General features: G+C 69.7%; 22 protein-coding genes and 1 riboswitch. Of the genes, 13 read left to right on the forward strand and 9 right to left on the reverse strand.

The window, feature by feature from the left end:
- Positions 1-24: 24 nt before the first annotated feature.
- Together C2868_RS16935 and C2868_RS16940 are read left to right on the forward strand one after the other, a co-directional pair.
- Positions 25-996: an acetylxylan esterase gene (locus C2868_RS16935; RefSeq protein ID WP_100810030.1), complete on the forward strand. Its 972-nt coding sequence runs from the start codon at positions 25-27 to the stop codon at positions 994-996.
- Positions 997-1,051: 55 nt separating this feature from the next.
- Positions 1,052-1,849 (forward strand): alpha/beta fold hydrolase, encoded by a 798-nt coding sequence (locus C2868_RS16940; protein ID WP_100810031.1) that lies wholly within the window; start codon positions 1,052-1,054, stop codon positions 1,847-1,849.
- A gap of 21 nt (positions 1,850-1,870) precedes the next feature.
- Here the strand turns inward: C2868_RS16940 and C2868_RS16945 are convergent, their stop codons facing one another.
- Positions 1,871-2,323 carry a GNAT family N-acetyltransferase gene (locus tag C2868_RS16945; protein WP_100810032.1) on the reverse strand — a complete coding sequence of 151 codons (453 nt, stop codon included), beginning with the start codon at positions 2,321-2,323 and terminating at the stop codon, positions 1,871-1,873.
- Between the two features lie 198 nt (positions 2,324-2,521).
- Here C2868_RS16945 and C2868_RS16950 point away from each other — a divergent pair, with 198 nt between their 5' ends.
- The gene (locus tag C2868_RS16950; RefSeq protein WP_100810103.1) at positions 2,522-4,738 is read left to right on the forward strand and encodes an NADP-dependent isocitrate dehydrogenase; all 2,217 of its coding nucleotides are present in this window, start codon (positions 2,522-2,524) and stop codon (positions 4,736-4,738) included.
- Between the two features lie 350 nt (positions 4,739-5,088).
- Here the strand turns inward: C2868_RS16950 and C2868_RS16955 are convergent, their stop codons facing one another.
- Together C2868_RS16955 and C2868_RS16960 are read right to left on the reverse strand one after the other, a co-directional pair.
- Positions 5,089-6,522, reverse strand: a complete 1,434-nt coding sequence (locus tag C2868_RS16955) for a L,D-transpeptidase (protein ID WP_100810033.1) — start codon at positions 6,520-6,522, stop codon at positions 5,089-5,091.
- Between the two features lie 99 nt (positions 6,523-6,621).
- Entirely contained in the window at positions 6,622-7,086 is a 465-nt protein-coding gene (locus C2868_RS16960) for a hypothetical protein (protein ID WP_100810034.1), read from the reverse strand.
- Positions 7,087-7,148: 62 nt separating this feature from the next.
- Between C2868_RS16960 and C2868_RS16965 the strand changes: the two genes are divergently transcribed.
- The gene (locus C2868_RS16965) at positions 7,149-8,369 is read left to right on the forward strand and encodes an extracellular solute-binding protein (protein ID WP_100810035.1); all 1,221 of its coding nucleotides are present in this window, start codon (positions 7,149-7,151) and stop codon (positions 8,367-8,369) included.
- A 26-nt stretch (positions 8,370-8,395) separates the two neighbouring features.
- On the opposite strand, the gene C2868_RS16970 is transcribed toward C2868_RS16965, so the two are convergent.
- From C2868_RS16970 to C2868_RS16980, 3 genes are read right to left on the reverse strand one after another with little or no spacing between them, the layout of a single operon-like run.
- Positions 8,396-9,799, reverse strand: coding sequence for an FAD-linked oxidase C-terminal domain-containing protein (locus C2868_RS16970; RefSeq protein ID WP_100810104.1), 1,404 nt, complete (start codon positions 9,797-9,799; stop codon positions 8,396-8,398).
- A 14-nt stretch (positions 9,800-9,813) separates the two neighbouring features.
- Entirely contained in the window at positions 9,814-10,224 is a 411-nt protein-coding gene (locus tag C2868_RS16975) for a YrdB family protein (RefSeq protein ID WP_100810036.1), read from the reverse strand.
- A 22-nt stretch (positions 10,225-10,246) separates the two neighbouring features.
- The gene (locus C2868_RS16980; RefSeq protein WP_100810037.1) at positions 10,247-12,037 is read right to left on the reverse strand and encodes a sigma-70 family RNA polymerase sigma factor; all 1,791 of its coding nucleotides are present in this window, start codon (positions 12,035-12,037) and stop codon (positions 10,247-10,249) included.
- Positions 12,038-12,481: 444 nt separating this feature from the next.
- A riboswitch (ZMP/ZTP riboswitch) is annotated at positions 12,482-12,566 on the forward strand.
- 35 nt (positions 12,567-12,601) lie between these two features.
- Here C2868_RS16980 and glyA point away from each other — a divergent pair.
- Both glyA and C2868_RS16990 read left to right on the forward strand, forming a co-directional pair.
- The gene (glyA, locus tag C2868_RS16985) at positions 12,602-13,876 is read left to right on the forward strand and encodes a serine hydroxymethyltransferase (protein ID WP_100810038.1); all 1,275 of its coding nucleotides are present in this window, start codon (positions 12,602-12,604) and stop codon (positions 13,874-13,876) included.
- Between the two features lie 303 nt (positions 13,877-14,179).
- Positions 14,180-15,064, forward strand: coding sequence for a bifunctional methylenetetrahydrofolate dehydrogenase/methenyltetrahydrofolate cyclohydrolase (locus C2868_RS16990; protein WP_100810039.1), 885 nt, complete (start codon positions 14,180-14,182; stop codon positions 15,062-15,064).
- 143 nt (positions 15,065-15,207) lie between these two features.
- Here C2868_RS16990 and C2868_RS16995 read toward each other — a convergent pair whose 3' ends face one another.
- Together C2868_RS16995 and C2868_RS17000 are read right to left on the reverse strand one after the other, a co-directional pair.
- Positions 15,208-15,765: a hypothetical protein gene (locus C2868_RS16995; RefSeq protein ID WP_100810040.1), complete on the reverse strand. Its 558-nt coding sequence runs from the start codon at positions 15,763-15,765 to the stop codon at positions 15,208-15,210.
- A 126-nt stretch (positions 15,766-15,891) separates the two neighbouring features.
- Positions 15,892-16,686 (reverse strand): transglutaminase family protein, encoded by a 795-nt coding sequence (locus tag C2868_RS17000; protein WP_100810041.1) that lies wholly within the window; start codon positions 16,684-16,686, stop codon positions 15,892-15,894.
- A 137-nt stretch (positions 16,687-16,823) separates the two neighbouring features.
- Here C2868_RS17000 and C2868_RS17005 point away from each other — a divergent pair, with 137 nt between their 5' ends.
- A complete protein-coding gene (locus tag C2868_RS17005; RefSeq protein WP_100810042.1) occupies positions 16,824-17,894 on the forward strand; it encodes an alpha/beta hydrolase in 1,071 nt (356 codons plus the stop codon).
- Positions 17,895-17,955: 61 nt separating this feature from the next.
- Positions 17,956-18,414 (forward strand): hypothetical protein, encoded by a 459-nt coding sequence (locus C2868_RS17010; RefSeq protein ID WP_100810043.1) that lies wholly within the window; start codon positions 17,956-17,958, stop codon positions 18,412-18,414.
- A gap of 50 nt (positions 18,415-18,464) precedes the next feature.
- Here C2868_RS17010 and acs read toward each other — a convergent pair whose 3' ends face one another.
- Positions 18,465-20,432, reverse strand: a complete 1,968-nt coding sequence (acs, locus tag C2868_RS17015) for an acetate--CoA ligase (RefSeq protein ID WP_103663568.1) — start codon at positions 20,430-20,432, stop codon at positions 18,465-18,467.
- 422 nt (positions 20,433-20,854) lie between these two features.
- Between acs and C2868_RS17020 the strand changes: the two genes are divergently transcribed.
- The 5 genes from C2868_RS17020 to C2868_RS17040 all read left to right on the forward strand — a co-directional run bounded on the left by C2868_RS17020 (position 20,855) and on the right by C2868_RS17040 (position 24,124).
- Positions 20,855-22,147 (forward strand): TadA family conjugal transfer-associated ATPase, encoded by a 1,293-nt coding sequence (locus tag C2868_RS17020; protein WP_103663569.1) that lies wholly within the window; start codon positions 20,855-20,857, stop codon positions 22,145-22,147.
- On the forward strand, positions 22,144-23,064 hold the full coding sequence (locus C2868_RS17025; protein ID WP_103663583.1) for a type II secretion system F family protein: 921 nt from the start codon (positions 22,144-22,146) through the stop codon (positions 23,062-23,064). Before C2868_RS17020 ends, C2868_RS17025 begins: the two co-directional genes overlap by 4 nt.
- A gap of 153 nt (positions 23,065-23,217) precedes the next feature.
- Positions 23,218-23,421, forward strand: a complete 204-nt coding sequence (locus C2868_RS17030; RefSeq protein ID WP_103663570.1) for a DUF4244 domain-containing protein — start codon at positions 23,218-23,220, stop codon at positions 23,419-23,421.
- Positions 23,422-23,492: 71 nt separating this feature from the next.
- On the forward strand, positions 23,493-23,789 hold the full coding sequence (locus C2868_RS17035) for a TadE family type IV pilus minor pilin (RefSeq protein ID WP_258034469.1): 297 nt from the start codon (positions 23,493-23,495) through the stop codon (positions 23,787-23,789).
- A complete protein-coding gene (locus tag C2868_RS17040) occupies positions 23,789-24,124 on the forward strand; it encodes an Rv3654c family TadE-like protein (protein ID WP_103663572.1) in 336 nt (111 codons plus the stop codon). The genes C2868_RS17035 and C2868_RS17040 overlap by 1 nt, the downstream gene beginning before the upstream one ends.
- The last annotated feature ends 172 nt before the right edge of the window (positions 24,125-24,296 follow it).

Here is a 24,296-nt window from a genome sequence, read left to right on the forward strand (position 1 = left end):
CCCCGACTGACGACGGGGGCTCCCATGGCGCAGACCGACCTGCCGCTCGAGACGCTGCGGGTGTACCGGCCCGAGGTGGCCGAACCATCCGACTTCGACGAGTTCTGGGCCGACACGCTCGCGCAGGCGCGCACCATGGCGTGGGCCCCGGAACTCGCCGCGGTCGACACCCCCATCGATGAGCTCGTGATCGAAGACCTGACGTTCGCCGGCTTCGGGGGCGAGCCGATCAAGGGCTGGGTCACCCGGCCGCGGGGCGAGGGTCCGTGGCCGACGGTCGTGGAGTTCATCGGCTACGGCGGTGGGCGCGGCCTGCCGGGCGAACGGCTGCTGTGGGCGGCTTCGGGATACGCGCACGTGCTGATGGACACGCGGGGCCAGGGGAGCGGCTGGGGCTCGGGCGGCGATACCCCGGACCCGCACGGTTCGGGCGCCGCCGGTTCGGGGTACATGACACGGGGCATCACGGCACCCGAAACGTACTTCTACCGCCGCGTCTTCACCGACGGCGCGCTGCTGATCGACGCCGTGCGAGCCCTGGACTTCGCCGACCCCGATCGCATCGCGGTCACGGGCGGCAGTCAGGGCGGTGCGATCTCGCTCGCGGTCGCCGGGCTGTCCGGCGCGAGCGTGCGGGCGGTGATGCCGGATGTCCCGTTCCTCTGCCACTTCCGACGCTCGGTCGAACTGACACCCGAGGCGCCCTTCACCGAGGTCGCCGCCTACCTGGCCGTGCACCGCGGTGCTGACGACAACGTCTTCCGCACCCTGTCGTACTTCGACGGCGTGAACTTCGCCCGGCGCATCGAGGTCCCGGCCCTCTTCTCGGTCGGCCTCATGGATCCGATCGTCCTGCCCTCGAGCGTCTTCACCGCGTACAACCACCTCGCAACGGACGACCGTGAGATCGAGGTGTACGCGTACAACGGGCACGAGGGCGGCGGGCACGCGCAGTGGGTGCGCCAGGCGCGCTGGCTCGCGGCGCGCATGGGCTGAGCAGAAGAAGGCGGGCGGACGGGGCAGCCCCGGGTCGGCGTGGGATGCTGGTGCCATGACCGCTCCCTCGACGATGCTGACCGAGATGCCCGATCCGCAGTTCGTGATGTCGGTCGAGGGCTACCGCATCGCGACCTACACGTGGGGCGACGAAGCGGCCGAGCCGGTGCTGTGTGTGCACGGCTTCTCGTCGAGCTGTCGCGACAACTGGGTCGACACGGGCTGGGTGCGCGATCTGACCCGCGCCGGATTCCGCGTGATCGGGGTCGACCAGCGCGGCCACGGCGCGAGTGACAAGCCGCACGATCCTCGCGCGTACGCGATGGACGACTTCCTCGCCGACCTCGAGATCGTGCTCGACACCTATCTCGTGGACGAGGTGCGATATGTCGGATACTCGCTCGGTGCGCGCGTGGGGTGGCAGTTCGCGGTCGAGGCCTCGCATCGCGTTTCGCGGGCGGTGCTGGGCGGCATCCCCGACGGCACACCGCTCGGACGGTTGAAGCTCGAGCAGGCGCGAGCGTTCGTCGAGGACGGTGTCGAGATCACCGACCCGGTCACGCGCAACTACGTGACCCTGTCGGAGCGGGTGGCGGGCAACGATCTGCGCTCGCTCATCGCTCTCGCCGAGGGAATGCGCCTGGGCGACGCGGACCCCGACCCCACGCATCCGCCGCGCCAGCCGATCCTCTTCGCAACGGGAAGCGACGACGCGATCATCGAGCGATCCCGCCTACTCGCCGAGGCGACGCCGAACGGCCGCTTCGTCGAGATCCCCGGGCGGCACCACTTCAACACGCCCGGTTCGCGGGACTTCCGGAATGCGGCGCTGGAGTTCCTCGTCGAGCCGTAGCCTCGTCGCGCGGGGTCCGCGTCAGATACGGATCTCGGCGATGACCTCGCCGTACTCCGTCTCGCCCACGGGTGTGAATCCGACGCGACGGAAGAAGGCCTCGGGTCCCCCCTCGCCCGCCTCGTAGATGACGTTGACGTGGTCGAGTCCGCGCGAGCGTGCCTCCTCGACGAGCGACTGCACGGCGAAGCGCCCGACGCCACGGCCCTGGTCGTCCGCGTCGACGTTGATGCGCCACAGCACCGAGCGGAAGTAGTCGATCGAGGCATCCTCGTCGAAGTTCGCGCTGACGAAGCCGACGACCTCATCGCCGTCCGAGACGACGCGCTGCCAGGAGGTGGTCGGATCGGCAACCGTGGCCGCGACCCCGTATGAGACCGGTGCGAGGTACTGTTCCTGCCCCGGCTTCAGAGACAGGTTGTTCACCGCCACGATCGTGGAGGCGGACAGTTCGACCAATCGCAGCTCAGCCATAGCGACAGGCTAACGGCTGATGGCGCGACCACCCACACTTCGATGTTTCGGAATGTGACCTGACGATGAACATCCGGAGCGTCGCACGGAGTCCCCGCCCCGTCCTTCCGGGGGTCTACGGTGCCGAACTATCTTGACGTCGAGATACATTTTGCAGCGGTGGGATAGGGTGGACAAGACGTGAATGGAGACTTCCTGGTGACCGAATCGACCATCATCTACACCCACACCGATGAGGCCCCGGCCCTCGCGACGGCATCTTTCCTGCCGATCGTTCGCGCCGTCGCGCGGCAGGCGGGCGTCGACGTCGAGACGCGCGACATCTCGCTCGCCGCTCGTGTGCTCGCCGCTTTCCCGCAGAAGCTGACGCCCGAGCAGCAGGTCGGCGACGCGCTCGCCGAGCTCGGCGGCCTCGCCACGCTTCCCGAGGCGAACATCATCAAGCTGCCGAACATCTCGGCTTCGATCCCGCAGCTCAAGGCCGCCATCGCCGAGCTGCAGGCGCAGGGATACGACATCCCTGACTACCCGGATGAGCCCACGACGCTCGACGAGAAGGACGTCCGTGCGCGCTACGACCGCATCAAGGGCTCGGCCGTCAACCCGGTGCTGCGCGAGGGCAACAGCGATCGCCGCGCGCCGCTGTCGGTGAAGAACTACGCCCGCAAGCACCCGCACGTGAACAAGCCGTTCCCCGCCGGTTCGAAGACCCGTGTCGCGACCATGGGTCACGACGACTTCAAGAGCAACGAGAAGTCCTGGGTCGCCGCCCACGACGACGTGCTGACCATCCGCCACACAGCGACGGACGGCACCAAGACGGTGCTCAAGAGCGACCTCAAGGTTCTGCCGCGCGAGATCATCGACGCGACCTTCCTCTCGGCCAAGGCGCTCGACGCCTTCCTGGCAGAGGCGCAGGATGCCGCCAAGGCCGACGACGTGCTCTACTCGGTGCACCTCAAGGCGACCATGATGAAGGTCAGCGACCCGATCATCTTCGGCCACGTGGTCCGTTCGTACTTCGCCGATGTCTTCGCCCGATACGGCGACAGGATCGCGGCGGCCGGCCTCGACCCGAACAACGGGCTCGGCGCGATCCTCGCCGGTCTCGCCGATGTCGATGGTGGCGACGAGATCATCGCCGCGTTCCACGACGCCCTGGCTGCCGGGGCACGCGTATCGTACGTCAACTCCGACAAGGGCATCACGAACCTGCACGTTCCGTCGGACGTGATCGTGGATGCTTCCATGCCCGCCCTCGTCCGCAACGGCGGCAAGCTGTGGGGTGCCGACGGCGGCGAAGACGACACGATCGCTGTGATCCCCGATTCGTCCTACGCGGGCGTCTACCAGGCCGTGATCGACGACGTGATCGCGAACGGCCCGCTCGACCCCGCCAAGATCGGCACGGTGCCGAACGTCGGTCTCATGGCCCAGGCGGCCGAAGAGTACGGCAGCCACGACAAGACGTTCGAGATCGCCGCCGACGGCATCGTCCAGGTCCTCGACAGCTCGGGCGAGGTGCTGATCGAGCACGCGGTCGAGAAGGGCGACATCTGGCGCGCGACGCAGACCAAGCACATCGCCGTCATCGACTGGGTGCGTCTTGCCGTCTCGCGGGCGCGAGCCACGGGTTCGCCCGCCGTCTTCTGGCTGGATGTCAACCGCTCGCACGACGCGCAGCTGATCGCCAAGGTGCACCAGGCTCTCGCCACGCTCGACGTCCACGGTCTGCAGCTGTCGATCCTGTCGCCCGAAGAGGCGACGCGCTACACGCTGTCGCGCATGCGGCACGGCCTCGACACCATCTCGGTGACGGGCAACGTGCTGCGCGACTACCTGACCGACCTGTTCCCGATCCTCGAGGTCGGCACGAGTGCCAAGATGCTCTCGATCGTTCCGCTGCTCGCGGGCGGTGGCCTGTTCGAGACCGGTGCCGGCGGTTCTGCCCCGAAGCACGTGCAGCAGCTCGTGGGTGAGAACTTCCTGCGCTGGGACTCGCTGGGCGAGTTCTTCGCTCTCGCTGCTTCCTTCGAGCACCTCGCGGACCGCACCGGAAACGCCCACGCGAAGGTTCTCGCCGACACGCTGGATGCCGCGACCGGAACGTTCCTCGAGAACGACCGGTCGCCGGGTCGGGCCGTGGGCATGATCGACAACCGCGGCAGCCACTTCTACCTGGCGCTGTACTGGGCGCAGGAGCTGGCGAAGCAGACCGCCGACCCCGAACTCGCCGCGCGCTTCGCGCCGGTCGCCGCTGAGCTGGCCGCGAACGAGCAGACGATCGTGGACGAACTCGCCGCGGCGCAGGGCACGCCCGTCGACATCGGCGGCTACTACCACCCCGACGAGCAGCGGGTCGACGCCATCATGCGTCCCTCGAAGACGCTGAACCGCATCATCGACGCCCTGTAGCGCAGACGCGCTCTCGCGCAGACGGAAGAAGAGCGGATGCCTGAGGCATCCGCTCTTCTTCCGTTTCGGCAGTGTCGACCCGTACTCCGCACTTGTCCGCACCCGCGTCCCACTTCTCGATCTGTGTGTCCCACTTCTCGGTCTGTGTGTCCCACTTTCAATCGGTATTCGAGGGGAATAGCGATGAGAAGTGGGACATGCCTGAACTGTGTGTCCCAGTTCTGCGAGGTATGCGGATGGGATTCCAGGGATAAGTGGGACATCGGTGGGGGGAGTGACCGAGATCAGACGCTGAAACGAGAAGAGCGGATGCCTGAGGCATCCGCTCTTCTTCTGCGCGTCGGCGTCGTCTACGCGTGCACCCACACGTCGGTGCCGGCGTCGGCCCACTGGTAGATCTGCTTGGCGAGCGCGGTCGGCATGCCGACGCAGCCGTGGCTGAGCGGGCGGCCCCAGATGTTGCGCCAGTACACGGCGTGGAACGCCTGGTCGCCGCTGAAGTACATGACCCACTCGACGTCGGGCTGCAGGTAGCCGACCTCGGTGTTGCCCATGTCCTGAACGCGCACCTTCGCGTTCACGGTGAAGTTGCCCTGGCGCGTGGACCAGCCGGGCATGCCGCTCGAGATCAACCAGGAGTCGATCACGACGTCGTTCTCTTTCACGTACAGGCGCTGGTCGGAGAGGTCGACCTCGAGCGATCGCACGATCGTGGTCGTCTGCGCGGGAGTGACCGCGACATCGAGTGCGTACGCCGCATCGCCTCCCGCGAGCTGCGAGGCGAACGCGGCAGCGATTCCCGCGGTGGCGCCGAGGACACGCCCGTCGGCCCCGGCCTGCTCGGTGCGGAGCACCGTGCCGGCCTTGTTGACGACCTGCACGCCGTTCGTCGCGGCCCGATCCACGGCGGCGGGCAGAGTATCGACCACGGCCTGGATCGCGGCGCGATCGGCCGAGATGGCGATCGTGCCCTGGTCGGGATCGGGCGTCAGGGTGAGCCAGGAAGCAAGCACCTCGGGCGCGATCGGGACGGTGCGTTCTTCGCCGACGTAGAAACCGACCGATGCGACCATGGCGTTCAGCTGTTCGGCGCGGGACGTCGCTGCCTCGGTCGTGATATCTGCCTCGAGGTCGACGAGTTCACCGTCGAACGCCGCGGGGAGCGACGGATCGAGCAGCCGGGCCTCGTACGCCCGCTCGATCGTCGTGTGATCGAGACCGCGGCCGAGGACCGCGGGGGCCACGACGTACGAACTAGTCGCGGCATCGAAGGTGACGACAGCATCGACCGGGTCGACCCAGTCAGTGGCGAAGGCATCCGCGAGCGCCGCCTCGGATGCGGAGGAGTCGAGGGTCGGCGCGGCGCGATCGGGGTTCGGGAACCATCCGCCCACCTGCCACAGGGGGTTCGTTTCGATGGCGGCCTGCGCGAGCTCGTCGGCGTCGATGGATGCGCCCATGTCGGCACCGGTGATCGTCGCGGTCGTCCCGGCGATGTTCACCTCGACACCCGTTCCCGAGATGGTCTGCGAGACCTTTTCGGACGCGGCGCCCACCGTCAGTCCGCCGACGGGGACGCCCGCGATGGTCACGCCGGGGGCGATCAGGATCGTTCCGAAGAAGGCCGCGGCACCCGCGAGAGCGAGGACGGGAAGCCCGATCCAGAGGGCGAGGGGCCAACGGCGCCGCTTGCGGGGCGGCGCCGGCGTCCATTCGACGCGCGGCGCAGGCGTCAGCGCCGATTCGTCCTCTGTGGACGCTGGCGTCGAAATGAGATCAGTCACGGGCCCCCCCTCACCCGCGGAGGGGTGTGCCTCGATTGTAGGCGAGGGCGGGTAACGAAGGCGCAACGACTCCCTACCGCGCTCTGCGGGGGCTTTCTCCTACTGCAGGCAGAGTTGCTGGAACGAGGTGAAGCTGTCCTGCAGTTCGGTTCCGAGCTTCTGCAGTTCGGCGACCTTCGACGCATCGCCCTGGGCGAGGGCAGCCATCGCCTCTCCGGCGGTCTCGAAAACGGTCTGGATGTCGGGCAGCAGCGCGGCGACCTCGGCGTTTTCGACCTGTGTGCTCGCTTCGCCGAGGGCATCGGCCGCGGCCTGGAACGCGGCGGCCGCGTCGGCGGGGTTCTCGGCCGTCACGCCCGCGAAATCGTCCGACACGCTCTGGATCGTGTCGTTCACCGAGGCGCACGCCTCTTCCACGGTCTGCGCTGCCGAGGCGCCGCCGCCGGACGCGGATTCGCTCGAGGACGGGACGCCGTCGGGGGCCTCGCCGCCGCCACCCGTGCACGCGGTGAGTCCGAGCAGTGCTGTCGCGGCAAGCGCGAGTGTGATCAGGCGTCGATTCATGACAGGTTTCCCCTCGGTGAAGCCCCTAGCCTATGGGTGTCCCGCCAACGCGAAGGAACGCCATGATGAAGTCGCTCGGAGCCGTCGCCCTGCTCGGGGTGTCGGCCCTCGTCCTCGCGGGTTGCACGGCGGACGGCGAATCCGCCGAGATTCGCGTCTGGCTCGTCGGTACCGAGACACCGCAAGAGGCGCGCGACTACCTGATCGAGACATTCGCGGACGAGTACCCGGGTTCGACCATCCTGATCGAAGAACAGACGAGGGACGGGCTCGTCGACACACTGGCCGCTGGCCTGTCGAGCGCGGATGGCCCCGACATCGTCGAGTTCGGCGCCGCACTGGCCCCTGCCTTCACCTCGAGCGGCGCGCTGCTCGACCTCACGGACGACTACGACGCGCTCGGGGGCGATGATCTGCTCCCCGGCCAGGTCGTCGCGGGAACCCACGATGGGGCATTCTTCGCTCCGCCGCTCTTCGCGAAGGCCCGCGCCGTGTTCGCCGACCCAGCGCTCGTGGGGGCGGCGCCCGCGACGCTCGACGAGTTCGTGACGACGGCCAAGACCCTGACGGCGGCCAACCCCGGCACCTCCGGCCTGTACTTCGCCGGCCGCGACTGGCAGAGCGCGCTGCCCTTCATCTGGGCGCACGGCGGTGAGGTCGCGGTGGACCAGGGGGGCGTGTGGGACGCGCAACTGAGCTCGGATCCCTCGGTGGCCGGGCTGCTTCAGGTGCAGGACTTGATGATCAACGCCTCGCTCGCCCCGCGGGACGGCGACAACGCCGAACCCTGGGTCGCCTACTGCGAGAAGCGGGCCATCCAGTTCTCGGCACCGGCCCGGGCCCTCGAACTCGCGAGCGCGTGCGAGTCGGCGACCCCGCAGCCCTCCCCGTTCGTGTACGCGCTGCCGGGCCGGGAGGGCGGAACCGCCCCGGTTCTGGCGGACGGATCGAACATCGGCATCTCGGCCGCGTCCGAGCATCCGGGACTCGCGAGGAGTGCGCTGAAGATCATGCTGAGCGACGAGTTTCAGATGCTCTACGGCGAAAGCGGCCTGGTTCCCGCCAAGACATCGCTCGCCCCGGCGCTCGGTGATTCTCCCGCGGCGGTCGCGTTCGCCGCGGTCGCGGGCAGCGCCCGACTCACGCCCGCGTCGCCGAGGTGGGCCGAGGTCGAGGCATCCGGTGTGCTCGAGGAGCTCATGGGCCAGATCGCGATCGGCGGGGACATCGCGGCGCTCGCGGCAGCGGCCGACCTGCAGATCGAGGCGGTCCTGAACGGCTGACGCGGTGCCCTTGGGACCCGCCGGGCTCAGGGGGCGAAGACCTTGCCCGGATTCAGGATGCCGAGCGGATCGAACACCCGCGCGATATCACGCTGCAGGGCCCACTGATCGTCGCCGAGCTCGTCGGCCAGCCAGCGTCGCTTGAGGGTACCGATGCCGTGCTCGCCGGTGAGCGTGCCGTCCAGCGCCAGAGCAGCACGGAAGAGAGCATCCGCGGCCGCCCAGATGTGATCGGGCACCTCTTCTCCGTCGAACGTGAAGTTCGGATGCAGGTTGCCATCGCCCGCGTGCGCGACCGTCGGGATCGTCACGTCGTACTCGCGTTCGATGCGGGCGATCTCGCCGAACATGGCCGCGAGCGCACTGCGGGGAACCGAGACATCCTCGATCAGCGTCGTCTTGCCGCGTGCCTCCATCGCCGGATGCATCGAGCGCCGGATCGTGAGCAGTCGCTCACCCTCGGCCCGGTCGCGCGACACCCGGACGGTGCCGCCGTTCGCCGCGAGCGTTGCGCCGATGACCTCGGCTTCGGCTCCCGCGGCCGGCCCGTCGGTCTGCACGATCAGTTGCGCGGCGCCGGGCGTCGGTGCCGGTATGCCGAGATACGAATGCGTGGATGCGAGGCTCGTCGCGTCCATGAGCTCCATGATCGCGGGTTGCACGCCCGATGCCGTCACCGCTGCGGACGCGCGTGCTGCGGACTGCACGTCGCGGAAGGTCGCGGCGATCGTGCAGACGTCGCCGGGCACGAGTCGGCGGAGCTTGAGGGTCGCACCGACGACGACCCCGAGCGTGCCCTCCGAGCCGATGACGAGGGAGGTGAGGTCGAGTCCCGTCACCCCCTTCACGGTGCGGTGCCCGAGACGCAGCAGGCGTCCGTCCGCGAGCACGATATCCACGCCCAGCACTGCGTCACGGACGACGCCGTACTTGGCGCAGAGCAGTCCGCCGGCACCCGTCGCGATGTTGCCGCCCACCGTCGAGATCGCCCGGCTCGCAGGATCGGGGGCCCACCACAGGTCGTGCGCGGCGAGTGCCGCGTTGAGATCGGCATTGATGATTCCGGGCTCGACCACGGCGAGCAGGTCGTCGGGGCGCACCTCGAGGATCGCGTCCATCGACCGCATCGACAGCACGATCTCGCCGGGTCCGCCCATCGCGGCGCCGGCAAGGCCCGTGCCTGCTCCGCGGGTCACGACGGGTGTGCGCGTCGCGGTCGCGATACGCATGGTGCGTTGCACGTCGTCGACGGATCGCGCGTGAACGACGGCGAGCGGTCGGCCGGCCGTGCGGTGACCGGATTTGTCGGCGCGGGCGGCCTCGAGCGAGGCATCCGTCGTGTCGACCCGTCCCGGAAGCTCGGCGCTCAAGAGGGCGACGACGTCGTCAGCCGTGGGTTCTGCGCGTTCCGTGCGGGCGTCGGTGGACACGTCGGGACCGGATGTCACGCGAAGCGTCGTCGTCCGACGACGAGTCCGGTCGTGACGGCCACCACACCGAAGGCGAGGCCGATCCAGGGCTGCCCGACACTCCACCACGCGAGGGTCGCGCTCACGAAGATCAACAGCTCGATGAACGCCGCGACGAACGGATGCACGGCGACGACGGCGCGGGGAGAGAGGAAGAGCGCCCAGACGAGGATCGCGAAGAGGGGCGCGCCGATGCCGAAGACGAGGTTCCAGGGGAAGGCGAATGCGAGGAAGCCCCACAGGGCGAGCGTTCCGAATGCGACGAGCTCGGTCAGCAGTCGCACGACATCGATGACCCCGGGCCGTTCGACCATCCCCGGCGCACGCCCCGCTGGCGGGGTCGCTGTCGGCTGAGGTGCGCCGTCGAGCGCGGACGAGTCGGTCATCGTTCCAGTCTACGAGCGGCGGCTAGTACGACCGATCCCAGGCCCGGGGAGACGAACCCGCGACCTCGATCGGTGCCCCGGACGCCGGGGCGTAACGGACGGTCATGGGGGAGAAGTAGTACTCGAGAGGATTCAACGGAACGTACAGGTGCCCGGTGTCCGGTCCGAGCAGGAGCGTGGCTCGCGTGACCGAGCCGATGTCGATCGACAGGACGGCGCCTTCTTGGCCGAGCACTTCGATATCGAGTCCGTAGTCGAAGCTCTCGACGTCCATCCGGCCCGTGATGGCGAATGCCGTGGGTCCGCCCGCGGGGAGCGTCGGCTGGTCCGGGTCTACCGGGTCTACCGGGTCGACGGGGTCGACGGGGTCGACGGGGTCGACGGGGTCGACGGGGTCGACCGGGTCGACGGGATCGACGGGGTCGACCGGTTTCGCGGGGATGCTTGGCGCGACGGGAGCGGGGGGCGGTGCTGCATCGGGGGCCGTCGGCCGGGGCCGACTCTCGCGAGGGGGCGCCACGCGTGGTGCGGCGGAGACGTCTTCCGGTGCGGGAGACGACGTCAGGGGAACGACCGTCTCGGTTGACGGGAGCGCGGACGGTGACGGGCCGGATCCGGGTGCCGCGGTCGAGGGGGCCACGGCATCCGTCGCCGGCGGTTCGGGCGCGCCGCGCCCGGCGGCCCCCGTATCCGAGGCGGGGGCGAAGATCGAGGGCCCCACCGTGACCACGATGACGGTTCCCGCGGTCACGAGTGTTCCCACCGCGATGGCGACGGCGAGCCCGGCCCCGGAGAAGATTCCCCCCGCACTCGTTGCTGCCGCGCCGGCGGCGACGCCAGCCGCTGACGACCCGGCGCCCGCCGCGGATGCCGCCGACGAGCCCGCGCCCGCACCCGGCGCGCCGACGCCACCCGCGGCGCTCGTGCCCGCACCGACGCTTCCGCTCCCGACCGCCACCGCTCCGGGGGTGATGGCCGAAGGCATGGCCGCGAGCGCGATGACCGGCGCGCTTCCGCCCTGCAACGTCGCGAGATAGCTCGTGGCGCCAGCGATGCCGATGGTCAGGGGGAGCAACACCAGGGCGAGGCGGGACGAGACATCCTTCGCCTCGGCCGCCACGATCGTGCAGCGCGAGCATTCGTGCAGGTGGTCGTCCACCCGACGCGTGTCGCGGGGACCGAGGTTGCCGCGAGCGTAGGCACCGAGCCGTTCGATCGTCCACTGGCAGTCCGAGTCGTCTGCGACGCTCTGCAGGTGCGCCTGGATCCAGGCCTCGCGAAGCCCCTCGCGCGCACGGAACGCGAGCTGCGCGACAGCTGCCGGTTTGAGCCCGAGGAGGGGTGCGATCTCGGCGGGCTTCATCCCCTCGATTTCGGAGTACCAGAGCACTTCTTGCCAACGGGTGGGCAGGCTGCGGAACGCGCGATGCGTCAGCCCGCGATCGAGCGCATCCGCCGTCGCCTCGTCGGTCGACGCGGGGTCTTCCATCGCGTCGATCTCGTCGATCGCCGTTTCCTGACGCGCTCGTCCCCAGCCCGCGGCCGTGTTGCGGATGCTGGTGAACAGATACGCGCGGAACGAGCCCGTGGGGCCGCCGCCCCTGCGGATGGACTGATAGATCCGGGCGTAGGCCTCTTGGACGAGGTCATCGGCGTCGAGCGAACTCGTGATCGACCGCGCGACGGTGATGCCGGAACGGTAGTGGCGTCGCCAGAGCTCGGCGTAGGCGCCGCGGTCCCCCGACCGGGCGCGCAGCACGAGATCCGCATCAGCCTCGCTCGTCGGCGTCGTGTCGACGTCGTCGCTCTCCATACCGATTCCCCTGCATTCGTCATGTCGGCCCCGTCGGTCCCCGAATCCGTCACGTGCGTCTCATGGAAGAGACGCACGTCTGGATGATCTATGACGCGGTTCTCTCCATTCTCACCCGCCGCCGTGACGAGAGCAGACGGTGGGCGTCTGTCGCGCCGCGCGGGCGACGTTCGGGGCCATCTCGGGGCCGGTTTGCGGACGCCCCGGAAAAAGATCGCGAAGTCGCGTAATGAACTGCCGGGCATCGCATCTCTTGGGTGAGAGACGCGCTTCGCTTCATTCCGGGGGGAAGGAGCGAAGTCGCTGCGGCGCCGAGCGTCGCAGCCGCGGGGCGCGGTTTCGGAGAGTCATCCGGGGGGAGGCTGATCCGAACCGCCCCCCGCCTCATCTCGATGTCGGATGCTTCGTTAAACCGCAGGGCTGACGACGGGGCATCCGCTAGACTCGCGGTGTCGCGACTGGCGTTCGGGTGGGTGACCACCGGGGAGCGACTGACTACGGCATTCGACCGCTCGCCTGGGCCGATGCGGAATTTCTGCCGATGCCGTCGTCCTGGAGGTTGCTGTGATCGATCCGCTCTTCAACGCCCCGCTCTCCGAAGTCGATCCCGAGATCGCGCAGGTCCTGCAGCGCGAGCTCGACCGCCAGCGCGGTTACCTCGAGATGATCGCATCCGAGAACTTCGTGCCCGTCTCGGTGCTCGAGTCGCAGGGCTCGGTGCTGACGAACAAGTACGCCGAGGGATACCCGGGACGCCGCTACTACGGCGGATGCGAAGAGGTCGACGTCGCCGAAGAGCTCGCGATCGAGCGCGCCAAGAGCCTGTTCGGCGCGGCATTCGCGAACGTCCAGCCGCACTCGGGGGCGACCGCGAACGCCGCCGTGCTGCACGCGATCGCGCGCCCCGGCGACACGCTGCTCGGCCTCTCGCTCGACCACGGCGGACACCTGACGCACGGCATGAAGATCAACTTCTCGGGCCGCCTGTTCGACATCGTCGCGTACGGCGTCGACGCCGAGACATCCCTCATCGACATGGACGAGGTCCGCGCGCTCGCCGTCGAGCACAAGCCGAAGGTGATCATCGCGGGCTGGTCGGCGTACCCGCGCCAGCTCGACTTCGCTCGGTTCCGCGAGATCGCCGATGAGGTCGGCGCGTACCTGTGGGTCGATATGGCGCACTTCGCGGGGCTCGTCGCCGCGGGCCTGCACCCCTCGCCGTTCCCGCACGCGCATGTCGTGTCGTCCACGGTGCACAAGACGATCGGCGGACCGCGCTCGGGATTCATCCTGACGAACGATCCCGACCTGGCGAAGAAGATCAACACGGCGGTGTTCCCGGGTCAGCAGGGCGGACCGCTCATGCACGTGATCGCGGCCAAGGCGACGGCGTTCAAGCTCGCCGCGACCCCCGCGTTCCGCGACCGCCAGGAGCGCACCGTCCGCGGCGCGCACATCCTGGCCGAGCGTCTGACGCAGCCGGATGTCTCGGCCGCGGGCATCAGCGTCCGCTCGGGCGGAACCGACGTCCACCTCGTGCTCGTCGACCTGCGCAACGCCCAGATCGACGGGATGCAGGCCGAGGACCTGCTGCACGAGATCCACATCACGGTCAACCGCAACTCGGTGCCGAACGACCCGCGCCCGCCCATGGTGACCTCGGGTCTGCGCATCGGTACTCCGGCGCTCGCGACCCGCGGGTTCGGCGACGCGGAGTTCACCGAGGTCGCGGACATCATCGCGCAGGCCCTGCTGCCGGACGCCGACGTCGCGGCGCTGCGCACGCGCGTCGCGGCGCTGACGGCGGCGTTCCCGCTGTACCCGGGCCTCGAGCAGTAACCGGGCCCCGCCCGGGCCTGGCCGGTCGCGGCCGGCGGTCAACATTCCGGATGAATGTGCGGCGCCGCGCCGCGGTTCCCCGTGTTTCCGCGGCTTCGACGGTGGCCGTGGGTGCTCGTTCGCAGGCCTCTCCGGAATTCTGTGCGCCCCACACCACGGCCGTTGCGTCTTCTGCCCTGGTGAGCGCGCCGCTCAGGGCCCTAGAATAACTATCGACATAGGTATTTCGGCCGGCCCCCGGGCCCCGGTCGGATACAGCGCAGTCCCGCAGCGAAGAAGCGCGGACGACCGACGGGAGAGACGATGACGGCGAAGAAGCTGGACGGCAAGGCGACAGCGGCGGCGATCAAGGCCGAGCTGACCGAGAGGGTGGCGGCGCTCAAGGCGCGCGGGGTCAACCCCGGAATCGCGACCGTGCTGGTCGGCGCGGATCCGGGTTCGCAGCTGTACGTCGGTATGAAGCACCGTCAGTCCGAGGCGATCGGCATGAACTCGATCCAGATCGAGTTGCCCGCCGACGCGACCCAGCAGGACGTCGAGGAGGTCATCGATCGTCTCAACGCAGACCCGGCCTGCCACGGCTACATCGTGCAGCTGCCGCTGCCGAAGCACCTCGACACCGATGCGATCCTCGAGCGGATCGATCCGGACAAGGATGCCGACGGCCTGCACCCGACCAACCTCGGCCGTCTCGTGCTGAACGTCAACGGCGAGATCACGTCACCCCTGCCCTGCACCCCGCGTGCGGTCATCGAGCTGCTGCGCCGCAGCGGCTACGACCTGGCGGGCAAGCACGTCGTCGTCGTCGGCCGCGGTGTGACGATCGGGCGCTCGATCGGCCTGTTGCTGACGCGGCGCGAGGTCAACGCGACCGTGACGCTGACCCACACCGGAACCCCGGACATCCCGTCGTTCATCCGTCAGGCGGATGTCGTGGTCGCGGCCGCGGGCGTCAAGCACCTCGTGCGTGCGGAGGACGTCAAGCCCGGTGCTGCGGTGCTCGACGTGGGCGTCACGCGCGGCGAGCCCGACCCCGAGACGGGCAAGTCGGCCGTGTACGGCGATGTCGACCCGGCTGTCGCCGAGGTCGCCGGATGGCTCTCACCGAACCCCGGTGGCGTCGGCCCGATGACCGTCGCGCTGCTCATGACGAACGTGGTCGAGGCCGCGGAGCGCTCGATCGCCTGACCCCGCGGGCCCGGTCTGCCCGGGGCATCCGCTATTCCGACCGAAACACCCCTGGCGTCGCGAAACACCCTGTGTCTGGGGTGTCTCGTCCCGCCCGGGGTGTTTCGCCGTGCTCGGGCGGGCGGGCGGTGTCCGGCGGCGCGTCAGCCGAGCTCGTCGAGCATGCGACGCTGCTCGTCGGTCAGGCCGTCCTTGAGTTCGCGGCGAGCGGATGCGTCCGCGCCCGGCGTGACCGAGGCATCCGTCGTCCCGCCAGACTTCGGCGCGCGCCCGAGCTTCGCCGAGGCGGAGTCATACACGCGTGCGGCGTGCTTCTCGACGCGGTCGTCGATCGCGTCGTAGATCGCCCAGGCGATCAGCAGGGCGATCGGCGGCACCACCCAACCCGAGAACCAGCCCTGGACGTGCACCGACGTGAGGAGCACGACCAGCACCCATACGATCACGGCCACGATCAACACGAGAACGTACTGCGTGAGCTTCTCGCCGACCTTCGTGCGCTGGTTCGCCGAGCGCGCCGCCATACCCTGGAACCACTTCGTGATCAGGGGCTTGATCCACAGCGTCGCCGCGGTGAGCACGATCGAGCCCCAGAACGCGGCCCAGCCGACCGACACCGAGGCGAGCAGCAACCCGATCAGCCAGAGCACGACGAGGTTGAACAGGTACAGCGAGACGAACCGCACGATCCACTTGCGCATGGGTCCAGCGTGCCTGGTCTCACGTTTCGGCGCCAGTGCGACACTTCCGCTGCGTCGATCGATGCAGCCGATGTCGCGATCCGTGGCCGAAGCGTGACTCGACCGGGATCCGGCCAGCGCGGGCGTTCAGCCCAGGCGCACCAGGGCCGTCACGTCGTCGCGCGGCAGTTCGTCCACCACCGCGGTGACCTCGAGCGAACGGAAGTCGACGCGCCCGCGCTGCGTGGTCAGGAACGCGGTGTCGGATGCGTCGCGCCCGGTCGCGATGCGCACCATGCTGCTGCGCGGGGCGAGCGTCGTGGCATCCACGACGTGCCAGGCTCCGTCGACATAGGCCTCTGCGACGGCGTGGAAGTCCATCGGGGCGAGGCCCGGGGCGTAGACCGACACGAGCCGGGCCGGCACGTTCCGGGCGCGCAGCAGGGCCACGCACAGGTGCGCGTAATCGCGGCACACCCCCTGGCGGGCGAGCAAGGTGCGCACCGCTCCGTCGGTCGGCAGGCTCGATCCGCTCACGTACCACAGGCGCGTGCCCACCCATGAGCTCACCGCGTCGAGCAGGTCGACGCCCTCGAGCCCCGGGAACTCCGCGGCCGCGGTCGGCGCGAGCGTGTCCGACTCGCAGTAGCGGCTCGGGCGCAGGTACCGGATCAGATCGGTCGGAACGAGCTGTTCCTCGGGCGTCCGTCCGAGGATCGTCGCCGTGTAGCTCGCCTCGAGATCGCCCGCGCCGACCTCGACACGGTGGAGGCGCGTGCCGTGCGAGTCGACGAGTTCTTCGGGCTCGATGGCGGCGCCGTTCACGCTCACGAGCAACCGCTCCGATGCCAGGTCGGCGCCCGCCGCGACCGCCATCGAGAAGATCAGCTCGGCCGGTTCGGTGACCGTGAGCGTCATGTGTGCGCCGACGTCTCGCTTCATTCGTCGATCATCGCAGCGCGGTGTGTCAACCGCGTGAACGGATGCCGGGGGTTGACGCTCCTCGCCGCTCCCTGTAGCGGGCCCGCGCCTCCCGGATCCGTCGCGTGGGCTGTGCCACACTGGCGCCGGAGGCGCACATGGTGGAGCACGTGACACGGCAGAACGAGGTCGGCCCCGAACACTCGGCCCGTCACAGGCCCCGGCACAGGTGGGTGCGGGTCCTGCTCTGGATAGGCATCCCGATCATCGCGATCCTGGTGGTGATCAGCATCGTCACGTCCGTCACGCCGTGGCCGTCGGCTATGGTCATCCGTTCGGTGTTCGAGCGCGGGGGAGCGGCCACGCTCGCCGAGATGGAGCCCTACGTTCCCGACACACCCCTGCGCGAGCTGCTCGATGTCGCATACGCCCCTGGCGGGTCCGATACGACGATGGATGTCTTCACCCCGGCCGCCGAGGGAGAGGTGCTGCCGACCGTGGTGTGGGTGCACGGCGGGGCGTGGATCTCGGGCTCGAAGGCCGACGTGGCGCCCTACCTGCGCATCCTCGCGAACGAGGGGTACACGACGATCGGCGTGAACTACACGCTCGGTCCCGAGGGCGCTTATCCGATCGCGATCACTCAGCTGAACGACGCACTGGCGTACATCGACGCGAATGCGCAGGAGTTGGGCGTCGACGCATCCCGTATCGTCCTCGCCGGGGACTCCGCGGGTGGACAGATCGCCAGCCAGCTCGCTGTGCTGATGACGAACCCGCGGTACGCCGCCATCATGGGCGTGGACCCGGCGCTGCAACCCGATCAGCTGGTCGGTGCGATCCTCAACTGCGGGGTGTACAGCCTGCCCGCGATGGCCGAGCTCGACGGCATCGCGGCGTGGGGGTTCAAGGTCGCGCTCTGGGCGTACACGGGCACGAAGAACTGGTCGGCGTCGTACGAGGGCGCGACGATGTCGACGATCGAGTGGGTCACCGACGACTTCCCGCCGACCTACATCTCGGGTGGCAACGGCGACGGGCTGACGTGGCTGCAGTCGATCCCGATGTCGCAGCGTCTGCGCGATGTCGGAGTGGATGTCACGGAGCTCTTCTGGCCCGCGCAGCACGTTCCCGCCCTGCCGCACGAATACCAGTTCCACCTGGATCTGCCCGAGGCGCGCGACGCGCTCGCCGCGACGATTGCGTACCTGGCGGACGTCACCCGCTGAGCGCGGCAACCGCTTCGCGTGTCAGGATGCGTAGAGACATCCGCGCCCGAAAGGACTCCCCATGGCATCCCTCCCTCCGCTTTCCGCACTGCGCCGCGTCGGTGGACTCACGGTCGCGGCGGGCACGTTGCTCGCGGTGGCGGGCTCGGGTGCCTGGCTCGCCGTGACGAAGCAGCTGCGCGCCGAGAAGATCTCGGTGCCCGGCAACGCGCCGATTCTGGCGGGCAAGCCCGTGCAGGACCCGGTCACCGCCTACGTCGAGGCTGTCGTGATCAAGGGCAACGCCGAGCGCGGCGCCGGGGGGCGGACGTTCGCCGACATCAGCGAGGCGCTCCGTCACGTCGAGAAGGGCAGCGACGAGGAGGGCAAGCTGCGCGGTCAGAGCGCGTCGCTCGCGACGGCGGCATCGCTGCGGACGGCGCTCATGACCTCCGTGCTCGCGTACGGGGTGAGCGCACTCGTGGCCGCGCTCGGCGCATTCTTCGTGATCGTCGGGTCGCAGCTGCGCCGCATCTCGTGACCTTGGCGTGGGAGAGTCGCGCCGGGGGCTGACCCGACGCGACCCGCGGATCAGCGCACCTGCGCGCTGATCACGCTCATCACCATCGTGTCGGCGAGCGTCGTGGTGTCCCCGACATCCCGGCCCTCCGCGACGTCGCGCAGCAGGCGCCGCATGATCTTGCCGGAGCGGGTCTTGGGCAGCTCGGCGACGATGTAGACGTCTCGCGGACGCGCGATGGGGCCGATCTGCTCGCCCACCCAGGCGCGCAGGCCCTGTGCGAGACCGTCGGGGGAGTGCTTGTCGAGGTAGCTCTGCTTGATGATCACGAACGCGACGACGGCCTGGCCGGTCGTCTCGTCGGATGCCCCGACCACGGCCGCCTCGGCCGTGGCCTCGTGTGCCACGAGCGACGATTCGATCTCCGCCGTCGAGAGCCGATGGCCCGAGACGTTCATGACGTCGTCCACCCGGCCGAGCAGCCAGATGTCGCCGTCGTCGTCGAGCCGCGCGCCGTCGCCCGCGAAGTAGAAGCCCTTGTCGGCGAACTTCTCCCAGTACGTCTCGACGTAGCGGTCGGGGTCGCCCCAGATGCCGCGCAGCATGCTCGGCCAGGGTTCGGTCGCGACGAGCAGGCCGCCGTTGCCGGTGCCGACGTGCTCGCCCGCGTCGTCGACGACGTCGATCGAGATACCCGGGATCGGCACCTGTGCACTGCCGGGTTTGGTCGTCGTCACGGCAGGCAGGGCCGAGATCATGATCGCGCCCGTCTCGGTCTGCCACCAGGTGTCGACGATCGGCGCCTTGCTCGCACCGATCACCTCGCGGTACCACATCCATGCCTCGGGGTTGATGGGTTCGCCCACCGAGCCGAGCACGCGCAGGCTCGACAGGTCGAACTTCTGCGGAATCGCGCGACCGAGCTTCATGAACGAGCGGATGGCTGTGGGCGCCGTGTAGAAGATGCTCACGCCGTACTTCTGGATGATCTCCCACCATCGACCCGGGTGCGGGGTGTCGGGCGTGCCCTCGTAGAGGACCTGCGTCGCTCCGTTGGCGAGGGGGCCGTACGCGACGTACGAGTGCCCGGTGATCCACCCGATATCGGCCGTGCACCAGTAGACATCCGTCTCGGGGCGCAGGTCGAAGACGTTGCGGTGCGTGAAGGCGGCCTGGGTGAGGTATCCGCCCGACGTGTGCAGGATGCCCTTCGGCTTACCCGTCGTGCCCGACGTGTAGAGGATGAACAGGGGGTTCTCGGCGGGGAAGGGCTGCGCCTCGTGATCGACGGATGCCTCGGGCACGGCGTCGTGCCACCACACGTCGCGTCCCTCGGTCCACTCGACGTCGTTCTCGCCGCGCCGCACCACCAGAACGTGCTCGACGCTCGCCTGCACACCGGACCCGTTGCGGTCGGCCAACGCCATGTCGACGGCGGGCTTGAGGGGCGAGACCTTGCCCTTGCGGTAGCCGCCATCCGCGGTGATCACGACCTTCGCGCCGGCGTCGTCGATGCGGGAACGCAGGCTGTCCGCCGAGAATCCGCCGAAGATGACGGAGTGAATGGCGCCGAGGCGCGCGACGGCGAGCATCGATGCGACGGCCTCGGGGATCATCGGCAGGTAGATCGCGACGCGGTCGCCCGCCACGACTCCGAGATCCGTCAGGACGTTCGCGACGCGCTTGACCTCGTCCGTGAGCTCGGCGTAGGTGATGCTGCGGGAATCTCCGGGCTCGCCCTCCCAGTGCAGCGCGACGCGGTCGCCGTTGCCGGCCTCGACGTGGCGGTCGAGGCAGTTGTAGGCGACGTTCAACTCACCGTCGTCGAACCACTTCGCGAAAGGAGGGTTCGTCCAGTCGAGCGTGCGCGTGAACGGCTTCGACCAGTGCAGCAGGTCGCGTGCCTGGTCGGCCCAGAAGCCCTCGCGGTCTTCGGCGGCACGCTCGTACAGGGCCGCTGCGAGGGTCGCGTCGGCGAACCCCTCCGGCGGGGCGAAGTGCCGCGTCTCGTTGAGCAGGTGGTCGATCTCGCTGGACATGAATGCGCGCTCCTTTGTGCGTGTCGCCTCGGGCGCTCGGGAACGCCGGGGGATCGTCTCTGAGAATGTACCGGCGTTTTCGGCGGCGAGACTACCGCCGAAAGTCAGTGGCTCGGCAGTCGGGTGCCGTTGGGTGCTTCCGGGTGAGCGGCAACTGATATACCGCCTGATCTGCCCGAATTGGTCGGCGCTGACGAATTCTGTGCGTATGCTTTTCGCGGCCGAACATTCGATTCTGGCATCGCGACGTCCCCTTGTGCGGACGTCGCACGGCGGCATCCCGTTCCCCCCACGGGATGCCGCCTTCTTCATTCTGCCTCGCGCTTCGGCGCCCGTCCTCCCCAGCAGGGTGGTCAGCGAGGAGTCCTCAGAACCCCGTTGCGACGCGGGGTCGGTCGGCGAGAAATTCCTAATCTCGTCGCATGCCCCCTCCCTTCGTTCCCGCGCCGCCGCCGGACGTCGTCGTCCGCCCGTGGAGGGACGGATCCGTGCGAGGTCTTCCTGCGTGGGGCGAACTCCTGCGGGGCGACTCGGTTGGAGGTGAGCCAGCGCGGGGAGCGCCGGCTCGGGGAGAGCGGGCGGGCGATGATCTGGCCCCGGCCGCTCCGCGCGGCCGGGCGGATGGCTTCGTGCCGGCGTTCGAGAATGGTGGTCGCGGGTCGAGCGTCGGTTTCGGATCCAGCCTCGGCTTCGGGGTCGGGGTGGTGCCCGATGGTGCGTCCGCCCGACCGGCGCCCGCGGAGGCGGTGGCCGAGGCGCCCGCGGCCGTCGAGCATCCGGCGCCGCTCGCTCCGCTGGCCGCGTATCTGGACGATCCGGCGGTGACGGATGTCTTCGTCAACGGTTCGCGCGGGCTGTGGGTAGACCGGGGCGCGGGGGCGGTGCGCGACCCGCTGTGGCGGGCCGATGAGGACGCGGTGCGCGAGCTCGCACTCCGGCTCATCGGGCTCGGCGGGCGGCACATCGACGAGGCGAGTCCGTGCGTCGACGTACGGTTGACGTCCGGGATGCGGATCCACGCGGTGCTGCCGCCGATCTCGACGGGCGGCACCACGGTGTCGATCCGGATCCCGCGGGTCGTCCGGCCGAGGCTCGATGACCTGGAGCGGCGCGGGATGTTCCGCGCGCATCCGGGCTCGATCGGGTGGTTGCGATCGCTCGTCACGGATCGCATCAACGTGCTCGTGACCGGCGCGGCGGGAAGCGGCAAGACGACGTTGCTCGCGGCGCTGCTCGCCGAGGCCCCGGCATCCGATCGCATCGTGACGATCGAGGACGTCGCCGAGCTCACGATCGCCCACCCGCACCACGTTGCGCTCGAGGCGCGGCAGCCGAACCTCGAAGGGGCAGGCGGCGTGGGGCTGGCGCGGCTGGTCCGCGAGGCGCTCAGGATGCGCCCGGATCGGCTCGTGCTGGGGGAGTGCCGGGGCGACGAGGTGCGCGAGCTGCTCGCCGCGCTGAACACGGGCCACGACGGCGGCGCGGGCACGGTTCACGCGAGCGGACTGCGCGAGGTCCCGGCCCGGCTCGAGGCGCTCGGAGCGCTCGCGGGGCTCGATGATCTGGCGTTGGCGCGGCAGGCGGTCAGCGCCATCGGGGCCGTGGTGCATGTCGCGAGGGCGGCTGATGGCACTCGTGCCCTGGTGGGCGCGGGGCGATTGGCCGTGGAGGACGGGCGGCTGGCGATCGTGGAGCAGGTGCCGTGGCGTTCATGACTCGCCGGGAGCATGGCGCGCCCGTTGTCGACGCGGCCGTGGTCTCGGATGTCGCTCGTCGCGCCGCCGTCCTGCTGCAGGCGGGCGTCGCTCCGCATGCCGTCTGGCGACATCTCGCTGAGAGGGATGCGTCCGCCGCAGCCGTCCTCGCCGATCTCGAGCGCGATGTGCCCGAGGTTGCGGCGATCGCCGCCCGCGGGGAATCGTGGCGCGAACTCGCGATCGCGTGGGCGTTGGCGTCCGCGGTGGGAGCAGCGCTCGCCGAGGCCCTCCGCTCCTTCGCCCACGGGCTGAGGGACTCCGCCGAGGCGCGGGATGACGTGACCGTCGCGCTGGCCGAACCCGCCGCGACGGCACGACTGATGCTCTGGCTACCCGGCGTCGGGCTGCTGATGGGGGTAGCTCTGGGGTTCGACACGGTGGGAATCCTGTTCGCCGATCCCCGCGGGATCGCCTGTCTCGCGGCCGGATCAGCGCTCGTCGTGGCGGCGCGGGTGTGGACGGCGAAGCTCATCCGGACTGCCTACCCTGAGCCGGGATTGCCCGGGATCGATGCGGAGCTGTTCGCGATCGCGTTGAGCGGCGGGGTGTCGATCGACGCCGCCGCCGTCCATGTCGGGCGCGCGCGGGCCGCAGTCGATCCGGGGCGCGGCGAGGTGCAGCCGGACATCCCGGCAGCGGTGCGAGACGTGCTGGACCTCTCTCGCTCGGCGGGTGTTCCCGCGGTCGAGTTGCTCCGCGCCGAATCGGCGAGCGCCCGTCACCGCGCCCGCGTCGACGGGCGGCTGCGTGCATCGAAGCTCGGGACGCGTCTGCTGCTGCCCCTCGGTATCTGCACGCTCCCGTCGTTCCTGCTGCTCGCGGTCGCGCCGCTCCTGCTCTCGATCCTCGGCACCACCGACCTGCCGACCCTGTAGAGGAAGGAGTCACCGCACTGCTCGCATGGCACGTGTTTTCGCTCGCGGCGAGCCGTCACCGCGACGAGTGCCAGGGAAAGCACCCCCTGCGGCCCCGACACGGGCCCGTTCGTTCGATCCGACCACGTACAGACACGTATAGAGAGGTACATCATGAAAGATCACTTCAGCCCCCGAGCCGTCCGTTCCGCTCGTCGGAAGCTGCTCGAGGACGACACCGGAGCCGCCACCGCCGAGTACGCGATCGCCACGATGGCGGCCGTCGCCTTCGCGGGGCTGCTCGTCGTCATCATGCGTAGCGACGAGGTGCGCGGAATCCTCACCGATCTGGTCCGCCGGGCGCTGACGGTGGCATGAGGGTGCTGCGTCGCCGGGATTCTCGCCGGGCGCCGCTCGGTGATCAGGGTTCGGTGGCGGCGGAGTTCGCGGTGACACTTCCTGCTGCGCTGCTCCTCATCCTGGTCGGTGCCGGCGCACTCGCCGCCGGGGTCCAGACGGTGCGCTTGCAGGGTGCGGCGGCGGATGCTGCGCGCCTCATTGCACGCGGAGAACCGCAGCCCGCCGATGTCCTCGTCGGGCGGCTCGCGGGTGGTGCCGCCGTGCGGGTCGACGAGGGCGACGGGCTCGTGTGCGTCACGCTGACCTCGCCCGTTGCGGTTCTGGGACTGGGCGCGACGGGACTGGATGTCACGGCGCGAGCCTGCGCTGCCGCGGGCGGTCGCTGATGCCCGGTGCGATCCTCGTCGTCGGTTCGATCGTCGTGTGCTCGACGCTCACGATCGGACTCGCCGCAACCGGCGGGGCCGCGGTGGCGGCGCGGCGGGCGGCGGGCGCGGCCGATAACGCCGCGATCGCCGCGGCGGACACCGTTTCGGGTGCCCTGTCGGGGGAGCCGTGCGAACGCGCGACGGAGGTGGCCGAGGCATCCGGCGCTCGATTGGCAGCCTGCGAGGCGGAGGATCTCGAGGCCTTCGTGACCGTCGAGGTGTCTTTCGCGGGATTGGCGGCGACGGCGCGTGCCCGCGCTGGGCCGCCCCGCGGCTCGGTCGATTCGGGGTAGCAGCGCGGGTCTGAGCGGCCGAGCCGACCCGGATCGACCGAGGCGCAGACCGCCCAGCGAGGGAGCTCGGACCCGTACCGCTGGAGCGCCGCACAGGGCTCCGCTCGTGCGCCGCTCAGGGCCACAACCGCGCCGCGGCGTCACACCCGCGCAATCACGCGGCGCGCCGTCC

This window comes from Microbacterium sp. CJ77, from assembly GCF_002911615.1.
In the GTDB taxonomy this organism is placed as follows: domain Bacteria; phylum Actinomycetota; class Actinomycetes; order Actinomycetales; family Microbacteriaceae; genus Microbacterium.